This window comes from Rhodoflexus caldus, assembly GCF_021206925.1.
GTDB classification, from domain to species: domain Bacteria; phylum Bacteroidota; class Bacteroidia; order Cytophagales; family Thermoflexibacteraceae; genus Rhodoflexus; species Rhodoflexus caldus.
This window is the reverse complement of record NZ_JAJPRF010000002.1, coordinates 438,117-460,157: the sequence shown is the minus strand read 5'-3', so window position 1 is coordinate 460,157 and position 22,041 is coordinate 438,117. Positions and strand designations below refer to the sequence as shown.

12 protein-coding genes are annotated in these 22,041 nt (G+C 50.5%); 6 read left to right on the top strand and 6 right to left on the bottom strand.

All coding sequences use genetic code 11. The features are described from left to right. Positions 1 to 33: 33 nt before the first annotated feature. The 6 genes from NDK19_RS04070 to NDK19_RS04045 form a co-directional block, all read right to left on the bottom strand. A complete protein-coding gene (locus NDK19_RS04070) occupies positions 34 to 462 on the bottom strand; it encodes a PepSY-like domain-containing protein (protein ID WP_250630557.1) in 429 nt (142 codons plus the stop codon). 89 nt (positions 463 to 551) lie between these two features. Beyond that, entirely contained in the window at positions 552 to 917 is a 366-nt protein-coding gene (locus NDK19_RS04065; RefSeq protein WP_250630556.1) for a YidH family protein, read from the bottom strand. Between the two features lie 4 nt (positions 918 to 921). Then, positions 922 to 2,217, bottom strand: coding sequence for a sensor histidine kinase (locus tag NDK19_RS04060; RefSeq protein ID WP_449619094.1), 1,296 nt, complete (start codon positions 2,215 to 2,217; stop codon positions 922 to 924). Next, positions 2,205 to 2,927 (bottom strand): response regulator transcription factor, encoded by a 723-nt coding sequence (locus NDK19_RS04055; protein ID WP_317207154.1) that lies wholly within the window; start codon positions 2,925 to 2,927, stop codon positions 2,205 to 2,207. Before NDK19_RS04055 ends, NDK19_RS04060 begins: the two co-directional genes overlap by 13 nt. Before the next feature lie 171 nt (positions 2,928 to 3,098). Beyond that, positions 3,099 to 3,560, bottom strand: a complete 462-nt coding sequence (locus tag NDK19_RS04050) for a nitrous oxide reductase accessory protein NosL (RefSeq protein ID WP_250630554.1) — start codon at positions 3,558 to 3,560, stop codon at positions 3,099 to 3,101. A gap of 1 nt (position 3,561) precedes the next feature. Continuing rightward, positions 3,562 to 4,062 (bottom strand): peroxiredoxin family protein, encoded by a 501-nt coding sequence (locus NDK19_RS04045; protein WP_250630553.1) that lies wholly within the window; start codon positions 4,060 to 4,062, stop codon positions 3,562 to 3,564. A 135-nt stretch (positions 4,063 to 4,197) separates the two neighbouring features. On the opposite strand from NDK19_RS04045, the gene NDK19_RS04040 reads away from it, so the two are divergent. The 6 genes from NDK19_RS04040 (at position 4,198) to NDK19_RS04015 (ending at position 22,013) form a co-directional block, all read left to right on the top strand. Further along, complete coding sequence (locus tag NDK19_RS04040; protein WP_250630552.1) at positions 4,198 to 5,808, top strand: mechanosensitive ion channel family protein; 1,611 nt, start codon at positions 4,198 to 4,200, stop codon at positions 5,806 to 5,808. Between the two features lie 262 nt (positions 5,809 to 6,070). Continuing rightward, positions 6,071 to 7,774 (top strand): hypothetical protein, encoded by a 1,704-nt coding sequence (locus NDK19_RS04035; protein WP_250630551.1) that lies wholly within the window; start codon positions 6,071 to 6,073, stop codon positions 7,772 to 7,774. Positions 7,775 to 7,793: 19 nt separating this feature from the next. Further along, positions 7,794 to 12,527, top strand: a complete 4,734-nt coding sequence (locus tag NDK19_RS04030) for a hypothetical protein (RefSeq protein ID WP_250630550.1) — start codon at positions 7,794 to 7,796, stop codon at positions 12,525 to 12,527. A gap of 5 nt (positions 12,528 to 12,532) precedes the next feature. Continuing rightward, entirely contained in the window at positions 12,533 to 14,503 is a 1,971-nt protein-coding gene (locus NDK19_RS04025) for a fibronectin type III domain-containing protein (RefSeq protein ID WP_250630549.1), read from the top strand. 18 nt (positions 14,504 to 14,521) lie between these two features. Beyond that, positions 14,522 to 15,448, top strand: a complete 927-nt coding sequence (locus NDK19_RS04020; protein ID WP_250630548.1) for a hypothetical protein — start codon at positions 14,522 to 14,524, stop codon at positions 15,446 to 15,448. 22 nt (positions 15,449 to 15,470) lie between these two features. Then, positions 15,471 to 22,013: a PKD domain-containing protein gene (locus tag NDK19_RS04015; protein WP_250630547.1), complete on the top strand. Its 6,543-nt coding sequence runs from the start codon at positions 15,471 to 15,473 to the stop codon at positions 22,011 to 22,013. The last annotated feature ends 28 nt before the right edge of the window (positions 22,014 to 22,041 follow it).

The following is a 22,041-nucleotide window of genomic DNA, read 5'->3' as shown; positions in this document are numbered from 1 at the left end:
AGGTAGCAAATTGAGTTAATTATTTGAACCGAATTACTTTTTAATTTCCTTAATAAAATTGCCCTTTTCGTCAAAAATCAAATCTTTGTCTTTGATTTCTGCTTCGTAGGTAACTACACCTTTGGCATCAGTGATTTTGGCGGCTTCTTTTATTTTTTGCCCTTTGTAGTGTTGCGCCAAATAGTGGGCAATATTTTGGGGCAACTGATGCGGTTCAATTTCTACTTCGGTTTCCATGATGTTGCCGTTGGCATCAAATATTACCGAATAGTCGGTTTCGTTCACTTCAAAATTGGCCTCAAAAAAACTATTTTCTTTTTCCCATTTTACCTCTTTGGCATCGGGGAAAGCCTTTTGAAAAGCAGTTTTGACAGCTTGTGGAATGTTGCGTTCTTCCATTTTTTGGGCATAGGTGAGTGTGCTCATCAGTACAGCCACCAATAACATTGCGACTTTTTTCATTGGTTTCTACCGTTTATAGTTACAGTGAATAAAAAATTACACTACAAAGGTGAGAACCAATTTTGAAGAAATTTTGAATTTTCGTTTTTTCAAATGGAAGTTATGATGATATACACTAAAAGTGAGGCGGAAACTATTGATAATAAGACGGTTAGCAAGGTGGGCATGAAGTGTTTTTCATCATAGCTTCCTTCGGAAAGTTGCTTGTTTACCTGTTTGAAACGAAAGTAAGCAATAGGTATCACGGCAGCCCCGCCAATCAAGATAAAAGCCCCGATTACCGACGAATAGCCTTTGTGAATAAGCATTTCCTGCTGGGTAATAATGGAAAGTTGGCGAAGGAAAAGCGAAAACTTAACAACCACAAACCCGAAAGCCATAATGGCAATACCTGTTCTGACCCAAGCTAAAAAAGTTCTTTCGTTGGCTAAATATTCTCTGGAATCCTTTGGCATTATTTTAACTTTTGTTAAAGTTGATTGTGAAAGTATGCAAATTATTTTTCATTACATATGTAATTGACCATCGGTATAAATCTGCAATTTTTTTGATAATTGCCAAACCTAAACCGTTGCCTTGTGTGGAACTGTCTATTTTGGCGAAACGTCGGAAAAGTTTATTTTCAGGCAGGGGAAAAGGTTGCCCGGTATTGCCAATCTGTAACTCATTTTGTTTGAGGCTGATACTGATAAGTCCGTTTTTGTGATTGTGTCTTATGGCATTTAGCAAAAGATTACTCACAAAAATCTCTATCAAAATATGATTGGTTTTTATTTCTACATTTTCCAGAACATCAATTTCCAATCGGATATTTTTCTGTAAAGCCTGTTCTTCAAAAAATGAAACTTGCTTTTCAATGAGTGTTTTTAAATTGATATTTTCAAGATTTTGAAAAGAGAGTTTGTCAATTTTTGAAAGCAAAAGTAGGTTTTTATTTAGTCGGTTGAGCCTTGCCAAAAGGTCGTAAAGGCTGTCTAAGGCTTGCATTTGGGCTTGGCTGAGGTCGGGCATTTGCAGAAAAGTATCCAATTTTGCCTGCAACACCGCCAAAGGCGTTTGTAATTCGTGGGAGGCATTTTCTATAAACTCTTGTTGGCTTTCAAAAACGGCAATGCTTTTTTGTATCAAATGTTGCAAAACACTATTTAGCCTTTCAAATTCCTGAATATGTGTTTCCTCAAAAGTTGGGGCATCGGTTTTGCCCAATTCAAAGGTTTCTAATTGTTGTAAAGTATCATAAAAACCTTTCCAAAGTTGCCTGCTAAAATATTGGGTAAGCCCAAACAAACCCGCTAACAAAAGCACTAATAAACCCGCATACAAGCCCAAAATATTGAAAATCAGGTCTTCATTTTCTATCAAATTTTGCCTAACAAGCAAGGTAAAAGTTTTTTGTTCAATACGAATGGGTGAATAAAGTACACGATAGGGTTCTATTTCATTGTCAAGTTCATCATGAAAAGGCTGTTGCAAAAGGCTGTCTTTGGTTAGATTTTGCAGGGTATCAATAAGTTTTATATCGCGGTTGTATTTGTTCCACTGTGGAATTTCGCCAAGGGTAAAGTTTGGCAAATGATAGGCTTGAAATTCTTTTTTTCGCAAAATCAGGGCTTCGTCTATATCGTCCACATGCAGTTTTTGCATCAAGAAATAAGCAAATGGAATACTCAAAAGCAAGAGTAAGCCTGCAAAACCAACATAGCCTCTGAGGGTTTGGTGTAAAAGTTTTTGAGGTTGTTTATTTATACTTCCCATTTGTAGCCTGTTCCGTAAATGGTTTTTATATAGTCTTTGGCTCCTGCTTGACTTAATTTCTTTTTCAAATTTTTAATGTGAGCATATACAAAATCGTGGTTATCCAGCATGTCTGCCATATCTCCCGAAAGATGTTCGGCAAGGGACGATTTGGGTAAAACTCTGTTTTTGTTGCCTATCAAATACAGCAAAAGGTCAAACTCTTTTTTGGTCAGGTCAATATTTTTTTGATTGACTTTGAGTGTCTTTGCCAGTAAATCAATTTCTAACTCATTGATTATTAAACGGTTGTTTCCTGCAAATTGCTTTCTGCGTATAACGGCATGAACCCTTGCCAAAAGTTCGGCAATATGGAACGGTTTGGTAAGATAATCATCAGCACCCAATTGTAAGCCTTCTAAACGACTTTCCAAGGTGTCTTTGGCAGAAATGATGATGATACCTTCGTTTTTTTGTTGTTTTTTTAGCTCTTTTAGTATGGTTATGCCATTTCCATCAGGTAGTGTTAAATCTAACAGGATGCAGTCATACTCGTAAGCGCTAATTTTTTCTAAGGCGAGGTTGAGTGTGTTTACCCACTCGCAATGTATGTTGCTGCTACTGAGGTAAGTACTGATGTCTTTTGCAAGATTGTTCTCGTCTTCAATCAGCAGGAGTTTCATGGGAGGCAGTTTCTGATTGTCAATGGCAGAAAAATACCATCGGAGCATTAACAGCGATTTGGATGCTGACCTGTTAATACCCCGGTAAAAATAATTTAAGCAGTTGAGCAATTAAAATGCATTACATAATAATCGCAAATATTGTTACAGATTGTACTTTTACTCGCTCATTAGAGGCTGAAATCTTGGAGCCTGACCTCGGAATGCTATTTTTTGTACCTATTTACCCAACCCTTTAATCGTTTCGGCATCTACCTCCCCGAAACGCAAAATTTGTTGCCCTTTGTGTTCCTGCATAAATTCTTCGGCGGCCTGTTGGCTGGCAAGCGGTACAAGGTCGTGCCCCATCGGGCCGATGACATCGCTCCCGATGACATAATACGCATTTCGGCCGTCTATGAGTGTTTGCCCGTAGTAGTCGGTAACAAACACGCTGTCAGTAGGTGCAAGGCTGTGCGCCTGACTGTTAATAAACAAACAGCGCGGCGAACAAAAGTGCTTAGTGGCGGCAGTACCGACAATTTTTCCGCGCCATGCTTGAAACTCTTCCGTAGGCATACCGCACTGCGCACAGCGTTGATTGCTGTCTGATTGATTGTTGCCGTTGCTTTCGCTGCTGCCTGTGCACGCGCTCAGGAGTATAAAAATGCTGAGAATGAAAAAATAAGCTGCGTTTTTCATGTTATTTTTTTGACAATTGATTAATCATCACTTTCACCTGAGGCTCGCCTATCCAGCCGACAATTCGACGGGCTACTTTGCCCTCAGGGTCTATAAAATAATTGGTTGGAAGCTCTTCAATGCCGTATTGTTTGGAAATTTTTCCGTCAGTATCGAGCAGCATGGGGAATGTGGCTTTGTACTTCCGCTGAAATTCCTCGGAAGCCTCGCGCGGTTGCGATACGTTGATGGCAATCAGCTCAAAATCATCACTTTTCAGTTTGCGGTAGTACTCCTGTGTTTCGGGAAATTCCTTTTTACAGGCCGGGCACCAATCAGCCCAAAAGTACAGCATCACAACTTTGCCTTTAAAATCACTTAGCTTATGCAGATTACCTTGTAAATCAGTTGTTTCAAAATCAGGCGCTGCTTCTCCTTTAGGGATACCGCCTCGTTTGTTTTGGCAACTTGTAAAAAGTAATGCCGCCAAGGTAAGGAAACTTATCAGACGTGTAGTATTCATATTGCAAAAGTAAGCAGTACCCTGCTATATTTGTTCAACTTTTGTTACCCAAACTACAATTATCAGGCGCTTATGAGAAAAATACAGAGGTGTTCTAAGTGTGCTTTTTATTGTTTAATCCTGTGGTTGCTCATTGTGAACCTGCCGGCAGCGGGGCAGTCGGTGCAGTTGGCTACGCCACAGGAAGCCATAGAAACACACTTGAAAAATTTGGGTTTTGGCGAAACACGGCGGGGAAAAAATTTTACCAAGTCGGCTGCGGCTCCATTCAATCACCCCGAATTGCGCAATGAAATTAACGAGAAGGAGCGTATCAGGCGTGCGCGCATGTTGAAGGAAATTTATGAAGGATTGGGTAAATATATTGACTTTGCTGCCATCCCCGACAATCCCAATCATAGGGATACTACCATGAGCAATCCGAACACCTATTTCCTGTTCAGCCATTTGGGGTATCCGATATATCTGGAAAAGGTAGGCAACAACTGGTATTACTCGCGCGAAACCATACAACTGATTCCTGAACTGTACGAACTTGTTTTTATCATTGATACGCAAGCGTTGTTGGGCATTGATTTATTCAATCCACCGCAAACCTTTCTGCTGCTGACTGCATGGCAATGGGCAGGGCTTGCTGTGCTGTTGTTGCTTACTTTATTGGTGTATCGGTTGGCGATGTTTCTTGTTATTCGCGTACCGGTTGCTATGCTGAAGCGCGCCGAGCAGGCAGATTTTGCCGACACCTACTTAACTCCTGTACTGAAACCGCTGATTATGGCGCTGATTCTGTTTGCGCTCAATACCCTTTTGCCGATTTTGCAATTGCCGATTCTTTACATGCGGTACGTATATCCTTTGCTGACTGTTATTTGGGTAATACAGTTTGCTACTGTGATTTATCGCATTGTCAAATTAGGTGGCTACTATATAGAGAAAATTTACGCAAAAAACGGTTGGAATTACAATGAACAGTTAGGCCTACTGCTAAAGCGAATCCTGCGCGTGTTGATTGTTTTTGTAACGGTCGTTTACTTGTTGCAATACATTTTTAACCTGAATGTGGCAGGGGTTATTGCCGGTCTTTCCATCGGTGGTTTGGCAGTGGCTTTGGCAGCGCAAGACACGCTCAAAAACCTGTTCGGTTCGGTGATGATATTCTTGGACAAGCCCTTCAAAAACGGTGATTGGATTATCGGCGACCGCGTGGACGGCAGGGTAGAATACATCGGCTTTAGAAGCACCCAAATCAGAACTTTTGCCAATTCGGTAACGGTCATTCCCAACGGCAGGCTGGCCGATTTGACGCTGGAAAACATGGGTATGCGACAAAAACACCGTTTTCGCACCATGCTGAGCATTACTTACGACACACCGCCCGTGCTGATAGAAGCCTTTATAGAAGGCTTACGGGCTGTTGCCGTGGCGCATCCCAATATAGAGGCGGAAGACGTACTGATTACACTTTTTGATTTTGCAGAGTCTTCCATTCAAATTCGCTTTCAGGTTTTTATCAAGGTTGCGGAAATCAGAGATGAGTTGTTTATCCGTGAAGAGTTGATGCTGCACATCATCCGTTTGGCAGAGGCCATGGGGGTTAAGTTCGCCTTCCCGAGCACAAGTTTGTACGTAGAGCAGATGCCCGAAGCTAAAAATACCTTACTGCGTAAGATTAACCCCGAAGAATACCAAAAAATTGCCGAGGATTATGTCAATAATTATGTTGTAAGGAAAGAAGACGGGGTGTGAATCGTCAAAAACTGTACCATGTAATATTTGCCTAATTTTGCCATTAATTTGCTTGTATCACTCAAAAAGTGAGGCTCTTTTATGGGTCTCACTTTTTTGTTATATCGTTTTGAAGGTGTTTGAGCGGTGATTAGGTCAAAATAAAGTTTAAACACATTGTAACTCTTACAACATGTTCTAAAGCCGATTTTTCTATGGAATATTTTCTTTACACATGCGTTACATTTGTGGAAATCGCTTGCTAACGCTTTAAAGAATTTGCATGAAAAAAATTTACTACATATTCATTTTTGCTGTAATTTTTCTGCAAAATCGGGCGTTTGGGCAAGATTTAGCAAATCTGAAAAATGAAAAGCCTGTCAGTGTAAGCGGTTCGCTGGGTGGTTCGTTTTTGGGGTACAGTGCAAGCGGTATTGCAGCACGTCGCGACCCCTTCTTTTGGCAACTGAACGGCACGCTCAATATCAGCCTTTACGGCGTAGATATTCCGCTGTCTGCCACTTTCAGCCAACTCAACCGACGTTTTACACAGCCTTTTAATCAGTTCGGGTTAAGCCCGCGCTACAAGTCCGTAACGGCGCATTTGGGCTATCGCAATTTGGAATTTTCACCTTACACACTTTCGGGCAACGTGTTTTTGGGGGCAGGTATTCAAGTTGCACCCGAAGATTCGCCCGTGAAGGTTACGGCGCTCTACGGGCGTTTTGTGCGTGCCATTGCGCAAGGCGGGGTAGAGGGCATTGTGCGCGGCGTTCCCGCCTACGAACGGTGGGGGCAGGGCGTAAAACTCACGCTCGGCAAACAGGAAAACCGCTCGGCAGATTTGATTTACTTTCAGGCAAAAGATAACGTCAATTCCGTGCCGCTGACTACTGCCGAAGGACTGACACCCGTAGAAAACGGCATTTTGGGGTTGCAAGTGCGGCAACAACTCACCAAGCGGCTCAACTTTCGGGCTGAATACGCGCTTAGTGCATTTACTAACGACATCCGACTTGAAAACGACGGTACTAATTTTTCGGGTTTGAAGGGCATGGCTGCCGCGCTGCTTTCGCAAAGGAATTTGAGCACGCAGGTAAACGCCGCCCTCAACGCCGAAACGACCTATGCGGCAGACAAATATCAATTGCGGTTGCTCTACCGCCGCATAGACCCCGACTACAAAACAACGGGTTCAGTTTTTCTCAACAACGATTTGGAAGACGTGCAGGCTTCGGTTGGTTGGCGGATGCTGGACAATAAAATCAACATTTCCGCGGGCGGCGGCTTTCAGCGCAACAATTTGAGCCGTTGGCTTGCCAACGAAATGATGCGCCTTTCGGGTTCGTTTAACATCAGCTATGCACCTAACGAAAAGCTGAATGTTTCGGCAAACTATTCCAATTTCAGTTCGGCAACCAAGGTGTTGCTGGCTGCCACAGACTTCAACAATACGCAAATCAACCCCGATTCGTTGAGTTTGTTGCAAATCACCAACAGCGCGGGCATGAGTGCCAACTACAACACGGGCAACGAACGCACCCGCCACGTGCTGATGAGCAACTTCAACTTTCAGGGCGCTAACGATAACGATAATTCCAAAACCACCTTCTGGAACTGGTTGAGTTCGTATCAGTACACGCTGGTTCCTACCGATTTAAGTTTGGCTCTCTCTTTTAATATCAGTCGTAACATCAGCACGGGTTTTGAAAATTTGGTGGCAGGTCCTACGCTGACCGCCGCCAAGGGCTTGCTCAAACGCAAAATGCGCCTGAATGCTTCGGGCAGCCTGCTGAACTCTTATGCAGCGGGCGAACTTCTGAGCGGCAATTTCAACCTGCGTGCCATGATGAACTATCGCGTAGCAACTTCGCACAATCTGGGGCTGAACGTGATGTATTTGAGCCGTGCCTCTAAGCAAGCCAATGCACCCTCTTTCACCGAACTGCGTGCCGGGTTGAATTACAACTATACCTTCGGCTTTTAAACTATTACCGTTATACACTATGAGTCGGTTTGTACGGCACAAATTACTGCAAATTTTGTGCATGGTATTTCTGGCAGGGGCAGGGCAACAAACGGCACGGGCGCAAACCTTTCCGTTTCGGGTCAATCCGATTGTTCAGCCGCCGTATTCTACGCTTTTGAGCGATTATTTGTCGCCCGCAGGCGAAAAATTAGTCGTCAATGTCGCTTTTAACGACTTTAACGAACCTTCGTGGGAATTTTATTTGCGCGTCAGTATTCAAAGCAGCCGCATGAGTTTGCGCACCCGCCCCGATTTTCGTCCCGCTGCACCGTTTACCATTGTGCCCGGCACGCCTTTGCGCCTGACCGCCGCCGACCTTTCGCAATATTTAGACCTGAACAACATGCAAATCAGCGGCATGAGTGCCGACGAACTGCGCCGCACCGACCGCCTGCCCGACGGGCTGTACAGTTTCTGTTTTGAGGTGATAGACTACCGCAGCAATCAGGTGCTTTCGCGGGCGGGCTGCTACGACGCATGGCTGATGACCATTGACGAACCTACGCCGATTTTGCCCGTTTGCGGAACTTCTGTTAAGCCCATAGAGCCGCAAAACGTGCAGTTCCAATGGCAACTGACCAACGGTACGGCAGCTATTCAGGCAAACACGGAATATGTGTTGAGAGTTTACGAGGTAACCGACCCGCAAGCCGACCCAATGTTGGCAATCAACAACGGCAAAGCCATCCCGATTTTTGAATCCGAACCGATTGCGGGGCGCACCAGCTATAACTACAACATCAGTGCCCCGCCGCTGGAACTTGCCAAGCGCTACGTTTGGACGGTGCAGGCAACAGACCGCGACGGGCGCAACCTGTTCAAAAACAACGGTATCAGTCAGGTATGCTGGTTTCGGTACGGCTACCCCGAAGGCGGCAGAATTGCATTACAAAAGCCTGACAATCAGCATGCTTTCGGTAAAAACGACCTGTTGAAATTTGCTTGGTCGCTGCCCGATAATCTGGTTGCGGGGCAGGCGGTGCGCTACAAGTTCCGCGCCATAGAACTTCTGCCCGGTCAGGATGCTGCAAGTGCCGTAGCGGTCAATCCTGCATGGTTTGAAGAGGAAACCGCCGAAACGCCTGCCGCGGGTAGCAGTTGGGAATACATCTTGCGCGGGCAGCGACCCGAATCGGGCAAAGCCTACGCATGGCACGTGCTGGCATACAGCGGCGAGCAGGAAATTGCCAAAAGTAACGCACTGATTTTCAACGGACCGCCTGTTGTGGAAAAATTCTTGGCAGGCAAACACGAAGTTACCGTCATCAGCACGTCCAATGCCGATTTGAGCAAACTTTCGGGGCGCGGCAGCATCAAAATCAACTTGGCGGGCGATTCGGAAGAGTTTGATTTTAAGGACATTAAGTTAGAAAACATCGCGGGACGCATGGTATTGGCAAGCGGTGAAATCGTGCATCCGCTCAAATGGGAACGCATAGAACTCACCCCCGCGCTGCCCGAAAACGGCGCAGCCTATTTCTACCCGCAAAACCTGATTCTTACCAAAGACTTTTTGCAGATAGAAGGTGAAACCAAATGGGCACTGCCGCACCCCGTTACAAGCGGCAAAGCGGCGGAAGTGCTGTTTGCCAAAGCGCGCTTCGGCTACGACGATTTTAAACTTTTGGGAAGTACGGCTGCGGCAGAAAACAACCGCTTTGAGTTGGCAGAACCTTACCGTTTCCGTCTCAACTTAGCCGTTTCGTCCCGCATCATTATCAACCAAGACAACCGCTATGAGTTGCAGATGGACGGCGATTTGCTGCTGCCCGAAAACAAGTTCAAAGCGCCGACCGATGAGTCGCTGTCGGTGCGCTTTGTGCAAGCCGCCCAACTGTTCTACTTGGAAAACAACCTGACCTTTGACCGTCCGCTGGCAGCCGTTCCGGGTACGCTGATGCAGTTGTTGCCTCAAAAATTGGTTGTGGATTTGTCCGAAGAAAAATCGGCGGGCATCCATGCCGACAATCCCGCATGGAAAGGCATTTACTTGGAAAGTTACCGCCTGCAAATCCCGCAAAAGTTTGACGGCAGCAATCAGTTCTATTTCCCCCGCGCTTGGGAAACAGACCTGCAATCGTTGCCCGAAAGCCATGCCTTCCTGACGGGCGGCGGGCTGACGCTGCGCTTCCAACGGGATTTCAACAACGAACTGCCTGCGCTATTCAACACCTTTGGCGGCAACCTGCGCGGCTTACAACTCAACGTTGAAGACAACGTGCTGACCAAGAGCACTCTGCGCGGCTTTATCCGCATTCCGCTGCTGGCAGGCGACCAAGAGTTGAACTATACTGCCGACATCACTTCGCAAGGCATTCAGCCCGGGCACATGGAAGAAGACCTGACGGGGCGTTACTTTGCCTTTAACCCTGACGGCGGCGACCAGCGCGTGGAAATGCAGATTGCCCGCGCTGCCTTTGCCGATAACGAACGCTTAGAACTCACCTTAGATGCCGAATGGCGCAGTTTGGAACTGACCATGCCCGGCTTGCAGCATTTGCGCCTTTGGGGCGACGGGCGAATTGGCTTCGGTATTCCCAACGGGCAGGTGGCACTTACCAATCAAGTCAAGGGCAAATTGCCTTCGGGCAACGAAATCCGCGTTACACACGTGATGGCAGCAAACTTGGCGGGTCAATATGCCTTTGGTGTGCGTGCCGAAATTGTCATGATGGCGAATGCGACGGGCAAAGAAGGCGTTCCGACCGCCGACTTTATCAGCGCGATGGATTTTAAAGAGATGTTAGCCCGCGCCAATACGGGCATTTCCGACAGCGACCGCGAAAGGGCGCGGGAAATTCCGCCGCGCACATCGGGTATGCCGCCCGACAGATTAGACCCCCGACCCACCGCAGGCATCAGCGGCAACAGTGCTTCCGTGCCTGCCGTTTTCAGGGGCGGCATGTTCAAACAAACCGATGCGGACGGCAAAATTGTGATGGATTCCATGTACATGCGCGTTGCCGTGCCGCTATTGTTTTCCATGGAAGGCATGTTGAAACTCTACTACGGGCATCAGATATACGGCGATGCCTTCATGGGCGCATTAGACGGCAAAATGGAATTGCCTTTTGCCATTCAACTCTACGGTTTGGCAATAGCGGGCGCAAAGGATAAATATCCCTTCGGGCTGATTCAGTTCGGGGCTGCCGTTGGCGGAAAGGTAGAATCACGCGCTGCCGTTGCCCCGCTGATGGATGCGGCTTTGGCAGACTTCCAACGCGAAAGCGCCATTGCCGAACAATTAGAGGAAAAATACGGCGTGCCGCTTTCGTCCGAAGACATTAAGCAACTCATGCAAAAAGAGTTGGAAGAGATTCTTGCCCGCAAGGTCAAAACCGACGATGAGCTGATTTTCATCAAACGCATGGACGACCGCAGCGGCACATTGGAAAAACGCCTGACCGAACATGAGCAAAGAAGGCTTGCCTTGCTGTGGGCAAATTTGGTCAAAACGTCCGACGACATAGCCCTGCGCGGTGAGTTGGAACTTACCGTAAAAGCCTATTTGAAAGCCAAAGCGGGGGCAGCAGCGAAGGCAGTAGGCAACGTAGCTCTGGAAGGCGCAAAGTGGGTGGCGGGAAAAATCTATTTCAAAGTAACGGGCAATCAGTTGTTCCCTGTCAAGCCTTCGCCCAAGGGTAACTCTTTGTTTGATGCGGGGCAGAACGTTGCCAATGCAGCCAAAAATGCGGGCAACAACGCCAACGGGGGCAAATCTACCAAAGCCAAAGTGATGGAAATGCTTTCCAAAGGTATTCCCGTTGTGCCGAAGGTGTTGTTCCTCACAGGCATGGAAGGCGTGTTCTACTTCGGTATGAAGCGCAGCAGCTTTGAAGACATCGGCGAAGACATCAGTATGCACAGCCTGACCTTCGTTCCCGACCCCGACAATTGGTTCGGCATGATGTTGCGGGCGCAATTTTCCGATATGCCCACCTCGGGTATGATTGCGCAGTTTGGCGGCATGATAGAGCTTTCACTCAACGGCGGCAGGTTTGACCGCCCTGTTTCCGGCGATTCGCGTTTGGGCTACATCATTGGCATGAAGATATTCGGCAAGGTGGGCAACGTCGGCTTGCCGGGCATGTTTACCTACTCTGTGGCAGCCATTGACGGAAAAGCCGTGATTTCCGTGCCCGATACGCGGATACGATTGGAAGCCAACGCCATGTTTAATGCCCCCGTTGTTTGTGGACAAAACAATTTTGCCATTGACCTTAGCCCGCAGCATGTGCGGCTCAACATAGGCAGCCGCGAACGACCCGCCTACATGATGCCCATGTGTTTGGGGGTTGCCATGACAGGCTTTTTGGACATCAACGAAAAGGAATTTGAAGTAGGGGTCGGTTTCAAAGCGGGCATAGACTTGCAACTGCCGTGGATAGGCATTCGCGAAGTGGCAGCCATTCGCCCGTACCTTTCCGCCTATTTGCAGGCAATGGCAAGTACCAGAGTAATTTTCCAACCCGAACTTGGACTGGATAACATTCGGTTGAGCGCAACAGCACGCGCAGCGGTAGGCGTAGAGTGGGAACTTGTTGTAGTGGGCAAAGGCAACTTGCGACTGGTGGATGTCATTTTCCAAGGCGATTTGATAGCCCGCTTCAAGAATGAAATTTCCGTCAGCGGCAAACTGCGCGGCAAAGTGCACGTAGTAGGCATTGACTTTGACATTGAGACCCAACAGTTCACCCATAAAATCCAATAGCCGCCGTGAAAGCCAAAATCTTTTCCGTTTGCCTGTGGCTCATGGCGGTTGCAGGCGTAAGTTTTGCACAAGATAACCGTGTGATTGCCACCCCTGCCCAAGGCGGCATGATTGTTCGCTGGTTTCCGCGTGCGGTGTATGTTGCCGAAGGTGTGAACGTGTTTCGCAGCCCTGCGGGGCGCAACCAATGGGAAAAACTGACGGCAAAACCCGTTAAAAAAGGCGATGTCCCGTTGCCCCAAGAAGCCCTTGACCGCAATTCCGCGCTGGCATCTTACCGCGAATTAGCCGATAAACTAAACGCCGACGATTTAGCCACGCTGGCAGGTGCATTCATTACAATTCAATCGGTATTAAGCCCCGATTTTGCCCGCTATCTGGGCAATTGGTACACCGACGCAACTGCCGTTGCGGGGCAGAGCTATGAATACCGCGTCATCAGCGCATCGGGCAAGGTGCTCAATACGTCGCCCGCCGTAACCATGGGTGAGGAAGTGTTGGAAGCCCCGCCCGTCGGCATCGTCCATCTTTTGACCGACAGAATTTTTCAGTTGGGATGGAAAGCCGAACCTTCCCGATTTTTGGCAGTGAACGTCTATCGCACATCGGTTGCCGAAGGGCGCAAAAAACTCAACGAATTGCCGCTGATGAGCAGCTTGGACGATTTGCAAAAGCAGGGTTTTCTTTATGCCGATACAACCCTGCAATACGGCGTAAGTTATGCCTATGAGGTAGTGGGCATAGACCTTTTCGGCAGGGAAACGCAGCCTTCCGCCGCGGTGGAAGTGCGTGCCGAAGACCGCATACCACCTGTTCCGGCAGGTGCGCTGGCTTCGCAGGCAGACCCGAAGAGCGGCAAAATTGCCCTTCGCTGGCAATCATCGCTTTCGCCCGATGTGGCGGGTTACGACATCTACCGCCGCGGGCGCAAAGAGCAAACGGGCTTCCGAAAAATCAACAACCGTTTGCAACAGCCCCGCGATACAGTGTTTACAGATGAGCCGCCCGCTGCCGATGTGTGGTTCTACAAGGTTGCAACCTTTGACCGCGCAGGCAACCGCAGCGATTCGGACACAACTTTTGCCATTTTGCCCGACAAAGAGCCGCCCGCACCCCCGCAAGGCTTAACGCTGGAAGCCCGAAGCGGTGAAATGCACCTCAAATGGAAAGCCAACACCGAACCCGACTTGCTGGGCTATCGGCTTTATCGCACCATAGACGAAAACCGCCCCGAATCGTTCGCATTGATTCACAACGACGTGCTCACCGCCACAAGCTACGTGGACAAACTGCCCGCCGTTGCCCGCAACAAGTTCATTTACCGATTGGTAGCCTTAGACTCTTCGGGCAACGAAAGCAGAGGTTCGCAGGCAGCCGAAGGCAGAATGCCCGACATTACAGCCCCCGAACAGCCCGTCCTTACTGCCCTTACCGTTAATGCCGATAAAAGCCTTACCCTTAGTTGGCTTGCCAATGCTGAAAGCGATTTGAAAGGTTATCAACTCTTCCGCGCCGTTGATTCGGCGGGTTTTGTGCCCTTGGGCGCGATGCTGCCCCCCGCGCAAACTGCTTTTACCGACAAGGGCTTGCAGGAAGGTAAACTTTATCGCTATACGCTCACTGCCACAGACAGCAGCGGTAACACTTCCCCGCAGGCGCGACCGCTTGCCGCATCGCTGACGGCAAATGCCAACGCCGAAGCACTGAAAGCAGGCGGTTTAACCGCCGCCTACGACAAGCGCAACAAGCAATTGCAATTGAGTTGGAACAAACCCAAAGAACCGACCTTGCAAGGGTTCATTGTCTATCGCAAACAGGAAAACACCTCTTGGCGACCCGTCAGCGGAATGCTCACCGAAGCGAAATTTTCCGATGCAGACGTAAAGCCCGGACAAACTTATTACTACCAAGTGCGCACCTATGCCAACGGCGCGGTTGCACACTCTCAACCCCTCAAAACCACCGTCAACGAATAAAAACCCGTAAGAAGCCGTATGAAACGATTCAGCATTTTCTTGATTGCAATTGCCCTGCTGTCTGTTCAGGCATGGGCGCAAAACGTAGGTATCGGCACTGCCACGCCCGATAACTCTGCCATGTTAGATGTTACCGCTGCCGACCGCGGGCTGTTAGTGCCCCGCTTACCCGACCACAATGTAATTGCCACGCCTGCCAACGGTTTGTTGGTTTTCAATACAACGCTGAACAAGTTTGTGTACCGTTCGGGTGCGCAATGGATAGTATTGGACGCATGGAGTTTCAACAACGGCAATGTCGGAATCGGTAATGCTACCGCACCAACCAACCGATTGGAAGTACAAGGCAATGCGCTCATCAACGGCAATCTGACAGCCAATAACCTCTCTACTGCGGGCACAATTACGGCAAGTACGGTGAACGTCAGCGGCACTATCAACGGCAACGGCACTGTTCCCATCGGCGGCATTATCATGTGGAGCGGTTCTATTGCGTCCATTCCCGCGGGCTGGTCTTTGTGCGACGGCAGCAATGGCACCCCCGACCTTCGCGACCGCTTCATCGTAGGTGCGGGTAGCAGCTATGCACCCGGTAACATCGGCGGGGCAAATCAGGTGGCACTTTCCGCTGCCGAAATGCCCGCACACAACCACACGGGTTTTACTTCTTGGGACGGCGACCATTTCCACATGACCGAAGGTACGGATGCATCAGGGCTTAGCTGGCGCACAAGGTTCTATGTGGGCAACTCAACCACCGTAGATATGGGCTTCGGCGGCGGCAGCGACTCAGACCCCAACGACAACCGATGGCGCGGGCAGGTGCAAAGTAACACCACCGGTGCACACTCACACAGCTTTACGACCAGTACCGCAGGCAGCGGCGCACCGCACGAAAACCGCCCGCCCTACTTTGCCTTAGCGTTCATCATGCGCATCAACTGATATCACCTTAAACCCTTACGGTATGAGCATCCGAAGTTTACGGCATTGGGGTTGGTTATGGCTTTTGTTGCTGAGTGCGCCGCCCTTGTTTGCCCAATTGATACACAACCGAACGAATATCACCGTTCGCAACGGCGCACTGCTGCACGTCAACGGTGATTTTCAGAATGCTGCCAACGGCACAACTGCCATTGACGCAGGTGCTACGCTGCGCGTTACGGGCAGTTTTACCAATTTGAATACCGCTACCGTTCCAAGCACGGGCTTGCTTTCGCTGGGCGGCAACCTTTCGCATCAGGCAACCAACGGCTTGTTCCCCACCGAAGGAACGGTTTTGCTCAACGGCGCAGCCAATCAGTTGCTTTCCGCAACGGTGCAAAACATCAATTTCTTCCGATTAGACCTCAACAAGCCTTCGGGCGAAGTTACGCTGGGCAGAGCCATAGATTTGCGCAATCGCCTTTCATTCAATGGTGGGAGGTTAAACTTGAGCGGCTTTGACCTGAATTTGCTCAATTTTGTTTCGGGTAGCGATGAGGGAGGTTTTTTGGACAATGAAAATAACTTTAGTCGTGCCTATGGTAATGGTTTACTTCGCATGACCTTACCCGCTTTCGCCCCGAACAATATCATGCTGAACCTGCGCGGAACGGGTTTGGGCATCACTACGGGCGGTGCTAACATGGGCACTACGCAAATATGGCGCGGGCATACGGCTTTTGCTAATGCCGCCGACGGCAGTATTGCGCGCTATTTCGGCTTCAATGCTGCCAATGCCGCCAACGCGCAAGTTCGCTTGGGTTATGTGGACGATGAGGTAGCAGGTAACGAAAACAACTACGCACTGTTTGTTTCGCCCGACGGCGGGGCAACGTTCCAAAACTTTGGCGGAACGCCCAATGCGGCAAGTAATTTTCTGGAAAGTACAGCTGCCGCACCCATTGGCAACAATACCATCCTGACGCTTGCCGATGCCAACTGCGCCAATGCCCCCCGCTTGGCAGACAACCCAGATGCTGCAACACCGACCACATCGGCAACAACGGGGCAGACCGTAGAAATTTATGTGATTCAGGGAAATCCGCTCACGCTGCGCGTCTATAACGACGTGGCGGCAGACGGCAACGGTGCCAACCTGATTGATGCTCGTTGGAGCGGTGCTTTCGTGAGCCACACCTTACCGACTTTGAATTTGGTGCAAACCCATGCAGTCAATACTGCAACCGTGGGTCGCTTCCTCTATACCATAACGCTGACCAATGCGCGGGGCTGTACCAATTCGCGCACCTATGCCGTGAACGTATTCCCGCGATTTACGCCTGACTTTACGGCAACCAATGCCTGCACGGGCGGCAATCATGACTTTGCAACGGCTAACCTGAACACCGCCCTTACGGCGGACTTAACCGCAGCGGGCTATTCGGCAGTGTACACCGTTGAGTGGGATTTCATCGGGGCGGGTTCTTCGCCTCAAATCCGCACCTTGACCGACCAAGCAAGCGATGCCGACACGCACAACCGTTCCTACACCACCGCAGGCGTGTACAACGTCCGTTTGCGGCTGACTGCCAAGTACCGTTCGGGCGGCGTTGACCGCATCACCTACACCGATGAGACTGTAAAAGCCGTTGAGGCGCGTCCGCTGCCTGTTCCCGATTTCAACTTTACGGAAGTTTGCGCAGGTACGGCAAGTAATTTTACCGTTACGGGCACGCCAATTACCTCACCGTTGAGTTTCCCAAGCGCAACGCCAAGCGGGATGCCCGTCAGCATTGCCACAAGTTTCTGGCAGTTTGGCGACGGCAACACGCTGACCAACACAGGCGCAAATGCCTTGGATGCGGTGAATCATACCTATGCCGCGCCGGGCGTTTACACCGTTCGCCTGACGATGACTTCGGCGCACGGCTGTACGGCTTTCACGGAAAAAACCGTAGAAGTACGCCCCAATCCTGCGCCTGCCTTTGCGGCAACCGTTGTTTGCAACGGTTCGGCAACGGCTTTTACCAACAATTCTACGATTGCCAACCCGCCGGGCTTATCGGTAACGCCTGCCATTGTGCAGTCAGAATGGATTTTTGGGGACGGCGATTCACAAATCGTAGCGGGAACGGGCAATGTTTCGCATACCTATGCAACGGCGGGGCGTTACAACGTTACGCTGCGCACGACTTCCAACGCCGTGCCTGCCTGTATCACCGAAATTACGCAGGTGGTAGATGTGTACCCCATACCTGTGGCAGCTTTCACCAAAACCGACGTGTGCGCAGGTACGCCGACTACGTTTACCAACGCTTCCACCGTTGCGCAGCCTTTGGGGCTGGCAGTATTGCCGCAAATTGCCACTTCGGTGTGGGATTTTGGCGACGGCAACACGCAAACCCTGACAGGGGCAAATGCGCTGGACATGGTGCAGCATACCTATGCCGCAGCGGGCGTTTACACCGTAACCCTAACCGTCATTTCCAACGCCCCGACTTCGCCTGCCGCCTGTTCGCATACCGTTACGCAAACCGTAGAAGTGCGCCCCAATCCCGTCCCTGATTTTGCTTTCTTAGACGACCTTTGCTTTACGGGTGCGGGCATTGAGTTCCTGAATTTTTCGGCAATTGCCGACCCGGGCGGCTTGGCAGTAACACCCGAAATCACCGAATCGCGCTGGAATTTTGGCGACGGTTCGCCATTGGAAGTGCTGACGGGCGCAAATGCTTTGGATGCCGTGAGCCATACCTATGCCGCAGCGGGCGTTTATGCCGTAACGCTGACCGTAGTTTCCAATACGGGTTGCACCGTTGTTCTGACCAAAAACATCACCATTCATCCGCAGCCTGTGCCGAATTTTACCTTCACGCAGGTTTGCCACACCGCCCCAACTACGTTTACCAATACATCCGCCGTTCCTTTGCCGATTGGCTTTGCAACAGCCCCGCAAATTGTTACTTCGGTCTGGAACTTTGGCGATGGCAACACGCAAACCCTGACAGGTGCAAATGCCCTGAATGCCGTAAGCCATACCTATGCCGCGGCGGGCGTTTACACCGTTCGCCTGACCGTAACAACCGATGCGCCCGATGCCTGTACGCAATTTGTGGAATACAACGTAGAGGTTCGCCCCAATCCTGTGGCGGCGTTTACATCCGTCGGGGCGGCGTGTATCAACCCCGCGGGGTATGTGTTTACCAACACTTCGTCCATTGCCGACCCGGGTGGCTTGGCGGCAATGCCCCAAATTGTGGAATCGCGCTGGAATTTTGGCGATGGTTCGCCCTTAGTCGTTCTGACGGGTGCAAACACAATGGACGACGTAACGCATGTGTACGCATTGGCGGGCACATATCCCGTAACGCTGACCGTTGTTTCCAATACGGGATGTACGCACAGCTTCACGCAAAATTTTACCGTGCATCCGCTGCCTACCGCTGCTTTTACGGCTGCCAACATTTGCAAAGACAGTCCGCTGACCCTTACTAATACTTCCACAGGCGTTCACGCATTGGTTAGTTCGGTGTGGGATTTTGGCGACGGTTCGCCTGTGGTAACGCTGGGCGGCAACGACGATGCCACGCATACCTACGCTGCCTTCGGAACGTTTACCGTAACCCTGACCGTTACCGACATCAACGGCTGTACGCATCAGACTGCACAAAACATCACCGTTCATCCGCGCCCTGCGGCAGCCTTTACCGTGCCTGCCTTGCGCTGCGAAACCGAAGCCATTGCGTTCACCAATACGACCAACACCTTTGCCGCAGGAACGACTTATGTGTGGGACTTCGGCGACGGTGATACTTCAACCGACGAATCGCCCGTGAAGACCTATGCAACGGCAGGCACTTACACCGTTATGCTGACGGCAACCAACGGCTTTGGCTGTATGGACGTGTTCACGCAAAATGTGGTTATCCATCCTAAACCCGTGTTGAGTTTTGGCGGTGTAATTGGCACGTGTGCGGCAAACCTTACCTTAGATGCCGAAAATCCGGGCAGCACCTATTTGTGGAGTACGGGCGCAACCACGCGCACCATCAACGTAACTGCTTCGGGCATTTACAGCGTTACGGTTACTTCGCCCGCGGGCTGCCAAATCACCGAAACCGTAGATGTGCAATTGCTCTCAACCATTAATCTCAACTTGGGTGCCGACCGTGAGGCTTGCGGCGAAACATTCTTAGACGCGGGCAATTCGGGCAGCACTTACTTGTGGAACACGGGTGCAACCACGCGCTTCATCCGCGTAACCGAAACAGGCACATATTCCGTAACCGTTACCGACGGTGGTGGCTGTCAGCGGACGGACGAAGTTTTCATCCGCATCAAAAAGCAACCGTTTTTACAGTTTCCTAAGTCGCGTGAAATCCTCTGCCGCGGCGAAAAGCTGACCTTGCAGCCTGCCATCAACCAGAATGCCGTGCGTTATTTGTGGAGCACGGGTGAGACAACCCGCGCCATAGAAGTGGACAAACCCGGGCGCTATATGCTGACCGTTTTCAGCCAAGACGGTTGCTCTGCCGAGTCGTGGGTGGATGTTGCCGTAGGAGGTCCTGAACCGTTTGAGTTTCCCGAAGAAATCAACAAATGCTTTGGCGAGGTAGAGGTATTGGATGCACGCAACTTTGCCCCGGGTACAACTTTTCGCTGGTCGGACGGTTCTGCCGCACGCACGCTGACGGTTCGCCGCAGCGGCACGTATTGGGTAGAAGTCAGCAAAGACGGCTGCACCATCCGCCGTTCGGTGAGAGTGAATTTTGCCGAAGAGGTAAAAGTGCCTGAAAATCAGATGGAAATTTGCGGCGATGAAACTGCCGTATTGGATGCGGGCAACGCAGGCAGCCGCTACTTGTGGAGCACGGGCGCAACTACGCAAACCATTCAGGCACGCACGGCAGGCGTTTATGTCGTGCAAATCACTACGCCGCAAGGCTGCACAAGCCGCCATGAAATCCGCCTGAATGTAAAACCGCGCCTGAGCGTAGATTTAGGACAAAACCGCACCTCTTGCCAACCCGTTGTATTGGATGCGGGCAATGCGGGTGCACGTTTCCGCTGGTCGGACGGTTCTGCGGGGCAAACCCTGCGCGTGAGTCGTTCCGGCACTTACACCGTAACGGTCATGCGCGAGGGCTTTTGCGAAGCGCAAAGTTCCGTAACCGTTACCATCCGCGAGCCTGAAACGCTGCCCGTTGCCGAGCTGACCCTTTGCGAAGGCGATACCGAAACTTTGGAAGCCGATGCGGCGCAAATCTACCGTTGGAGCACGGGTGCAACCGTGCGCAGCATCAGCGTTCGTCAGGCAGGCAGTTATCGCGTAGAAATGACCGATGCCGAGGGCTGCGTGCGCGTGAAAGATTTCATCGTGCGTACCCGCCCCAAACTCACCGTAGATTTGGGGGCTAATCAGGTGTCTTGTACGCCCGTAACGCTCAATGCAGGCAATGCAGGTGCACGCTTCCGCTGGTCGGATGGTTCTACGGGGCAAACCCTGCGCGTGAGCCGTTCCGGCATCTACACCGTAACCGTTATGCGCGAAGGTTTCTGCGAGGCAACCGCTTCGGTTAATATCACGATAGAAGAACCGCCGTTGGAGGTCAATTTGGGCGATGACCGCGAAATTTGCGAGGGCGAAACCGTAACCTTAGACGCGGGTAACCCGGGCATGAGCTACGAATGGAGCACGGGCGAAACCACGCGCACCATTACCGTTTCGCGGGCAGGTGTCTATCGCGTGCGTGTTCGCAACGGGCAATGTACGGCAACTGATGAGGTAGAGGTGAAGGTAAACCCGCTACCGCAAGTCCAACTGCCTCAGGAACAGCAACTTTGCGAAGGTAACAGCTTGGAGTTGGAAATCAACGCACAGGCGGACGTTCGCTATACATGGACACGCGAAGGCGGCAACTTCACGGCGAGCGGCAACAAGGTAACTATCACGCAAACAGGCAGATACACCCTGACCGCCGTCAGCAATAAAGGCTGTACCACCGTTCGCACCGTTAATATCATCCGCAATCCGCAGAGCATAGAGGCGCAGTTCTTGTCGCAAAGCGAGGTTGGAGTAGGGGAGCAGGTGCAGTTTATCAACGTATCGCATCCCGCGCCCAACCGCCACGAGTGGGATTTCGGCGACGGCAACAAAAGCACTGCGCAAAACCCCGTGCACAGCTACGCCCGCGAAGGAACGTTTGACGTAACGCTCAAAGTAAGCAACGGCGTTTGCGAGCATACCCGCACCAAGCGCATCAACGTGAAGCGGCAGGGCGGCAGGCTGCCCAACGACGGGCTGGCACAGGGCGCACCGCCGAGTGCCGCGTTCAAAGGCATTGTAGAGGCGCGAGTATTCCCCAATCCTGCACGCGGCAAGTTTACGCTGGATGTAAAAATGGGTGATGAAGCCAACGTTCAGATTCAGTTCTACGACCTGCGCGGCGTACCCGTCAGTGAAACCTTTGAGGTACAAGCCAAAGATTTCACCCGCGAGTTTGACTTCGGACACCTGCCGACGGGATTATACCTGATGAAGATTGTTTCGGATACGCAATCGCTTGTATTGCGTGTGATGAAGGAATAGTTTTTTGATCACATGGTTGCGACAGAAT

Bases quoted from the DNA above. Each gene is read 5' to 3' on its own strand.
- NDK19_RS04070 (WP_250630557.1), bottom strand. From the start codon at position 462: ATGAAAAAAGTCGCAATGTTATTGGTGGCTGTACTGATGAGCACACTC.
- NDK19_RS04065 (WP_250630556.1), bottom strand. From the start codon at position 917: ATGCCAAAGGATTCCAGAGAATATTTAGCCAACGAAAGAACTTTTTTA.
- NDK19_RS04060 (WP_449619094.1), bottom strand. From the start codon at position 2,217: ATGGGAAGTATAAATAAACAACCTCAAAAACTTTTACACCAAACCCTC.
- NDK19_RS04055 (WP_317207154.1), bottom strand. From the start codon at position 2,927: ATGCTCCGATGGTATTTTTCTGCCATTGACAATCAGAAACTGCCTCCC.
- NDK19_RS04050 (WP_250630554.1), bottom strand. From the start codon at position 3,560: ATGAAAAACGCAGCTTATTTTTTCATTCTCAGCATTTTTATACTCCTG.
- NDK19_RS04045 (WP_250630553.1), bottom strand. From the start codon at position 4,062: ATGAATACTACACGTCTGATAAGTTTCCTTACCTTGGCGGCATTACTT.
- NDK19_RS04035 (WP_250630551.1), top strand. From the start codon at position 6,071: ATGAAAAAAATTTACTACATATTCATTTTTGCTGTAATTTTTCTGCAA.
- NDK19_RS04030 (WP_250630550.1), top strand. From the start codon at position 7,794: ATGAGTCGGTTTGTACGGCACAAATTACTGCAAATTTTGTGCATGGTA.
- NDK19_RS04020 (WP_250630548.1), top strand. From the start codon at position 14,522: ATGAAACGATTCAGCATTTTCTTGATTGCAATTGCCCTGCTGTCTGTT.
- NDK19_RS04015 (WP_250630547.1), top strand. From the start codon at position 15,471: ATGAGCATCCGAAGTTTACGGCATTGGGGTTGGTTATGGCTTTTGTTG.